General features: G+C 67.5%; 1 protein-coding gene. It reads left to right on the top strand.

Translation table 11 applies throughout. From position 1 onward, the window contains the following. The coding region (locus CRI93_RS14970) for a LamG domain-containing protein (RefSeq protein ID WP_141491754.1) at positions 1-1,013 on the top strand (1,013 nt) is incomplete at both ends.

The raw sequence follows: 1,013 nt of genomic DNA, 5'->3' as shown, positions 1-1,013 counted from the left end.
GGCACCGAGCAGGCCACCTTTACCACGAGCGTTCGCCCGGTGAGCGGCGGGCGGTTCTCGATCGGGCAGGAGTGGGACACGAGCACGCCAAGCGACTTCCTTGCCGGACAGATCGACGAGGTGCGGCTGTGGGACACTGCGCGCTCACCAGAGGAGATCCGCACAGGCATGCACCAGACGATCGATGCCCCCGCGCCCGGCCTGGCCAGCTACTGGCGTTTTGATGAAGAGGTGCCTGATGAAGAGGTGCCTGATGAAAATGCCTCTGACGAAAATGCTCTCCGCATGGCCTACGACGCTGCCGGGCGGAGTATCGGCACGCTCGAAGGCGACGCGGTGCGCACCACAACCAGCGGCGCGTTGCTCGGGCAGACGGCGGCCCTGCTGAGCGGGGGAACCAGTCAGGCCGTGGGTCCAGAGGGCGGCACGGTGCAGGTGACGAACCAGGGATCCACGGAGGCCGATAGGCTCGCGGTCTACCAGTACGGCGCGGCGACAAGCGATCTCATTGAAGCGGGCGCGCCGGGAGAGGACTTCTCGCAGACCGGCGCCACCCGGCGCGCCCACGTAACGTGGGGCATCGAGCCGGTAGGCGGCAGCGCCTCAGCGGATGTGACCTTCGACTTCAGCGGGCTGGCGGGCGTGAGCGACCCGGGGGCGGTGCTGCTCTTAAAGCGCGAGGGCCCAGGGCAGCCGTGGCAGGACGTGACGGGGCCATGGACGCTCGACGCGGAGGCAGAGACCTTCAGCCGCAGCGGCGTGAGCGGCTTCAGCGAGTACGCCATCGCCGGCGACGCGGAGGCGCTGCCGGTGGAGTTGGCTGGATTCGAAGCGCAGCGCTCCGGCACTGAAGCGGTGACGGTGCAGTGGCAAACCCTTTCGGAGACGAATAACGCCGGGTTTGAGGTACAGCGTGCGGCCGCATCCGCCGATGGCCCCACCAATGCATCTGTAGAGACGTCCCAGGTAGAGACGTCCCAGTGGGGCGTCTCTACCCAATGGGGCGTCTCTAC

Origin of the sequence: Longimonas halophila (assembly GCF_002554705.1) — a bacterium.
In the GTDB taxonomy this organism is placed as follows: Bacteria; Bacteroidota; Rhodothermia; order Rhodothermales; family Salinibacteraceae; genus Longimonas; species Longimonas halophila.
This window is presented reverse-complemented; position numbering and strand designations above follow the sequence as displayed.